Origin of the sequence: Hymenobacter glaciei, assembly GCF_039539585.1 — a bacterium.
Taxonomy (GTDB): Bacteria; Bacteroidota; Bacteroidia; order Cytophagales; family Hymenobacteraceae; genus Hymenobacter; species Hymenobacter glaciei.
Window position 1 is genome coordinate 1 of record NZ_BAABDK010000045.1, and the last position, 982, is coordinate 982.

The 982-nt window shown below is 58.5% G+C and carries 1 protein-coding gene; it reads right to left on the reverse strand.

What is annotated here, in order from left to right:
• The coding region (locus ABD837_RS24915) for an IS701 family transposase (RefSeq protein WP_345060071.1) at positions 1–982 on the reverse strand (982 nt) is incomplete at both ends.

Genomic DNA, 982 nt, shown 5'->3' on the forward strand with positions numbered 1-982 from the left:
TGGGCTTTGAGGCGAAAATGACCGATGCCCAACCGGAGCGTTATTTTCTCTAACTTAATGTACGCCAGGATAGAAGAGAAGAAATGATTGGCCTGCGTGTCGCTGGTTTTCGTGGGCGACTTGCCCATCGACGTGTTTTGCTTGAGCGATTTGTGGTACTCCTCTATTTTCCACCTTTTCTGGTAGATTACAGTCACTTGTTCCCAGGTCAAATTTGTATCGCTGCTGACCAGATATAACACGCCCTGCGAACCGTCCTTGTTGGGAAAGACTTGCCGGACCACGAGCACCGCCTCGGCGATGCCCCGCAGCCAGACGCGCAGGGGCTGCCTATCGGGGAAAGCCAGCGTATCAAGCGCCTGAAATTCTCCGTTGCCCCGCCCTACCTCGCTCAGGGCCACGGTGCGGGAAGTGGGCAGCGCAAAAATGAACTCGTGGCCCAATTCGCGCACCTGGTTCATGTTTTCGGCCGAGGCATACCAGCTGTCGGCCAGCAGGTAGCGGTAGGCCACTTGCTGCTGCGCCACGCGCAACATGGCGCGGAGCATCTCATTCTTCGTTAGCGGGCTTTTATAGCTCACTTTCTGCGTTTTAGCATCCGTTACGGCCTGCGTTTTCTCGACCAGCTCCACGGCAATCGGCACAGAAAGCGCGCCGGCCACATAGAGCAGACTCACGAAGTTGAGGCCCTTCACGTAGCGTCCCAGGCTGTGGTCGTAGTGGGTGCAGAGCAAGGCGTTGGCATCGGTGTGAGCCTTCTCCAGAATCGAATCATCGACGACGAGCACCGCGAAATCCTCCGGCTCCAGCGCCCGCTCGGCCTGCCGAATCAGGGGTTTGGCGTGGCCCCAGACCTGGCGCGAATCCAGGTGCACACTGCGCAGCCAGCGCGTCACCTGGTCATGGCTAAGCTGCCCATCGAAGAGCCGCGAGAGGCCGGTAGCCGAGGTTTGCCCCGTTGAGCTGATGAGGTAATCCGTGT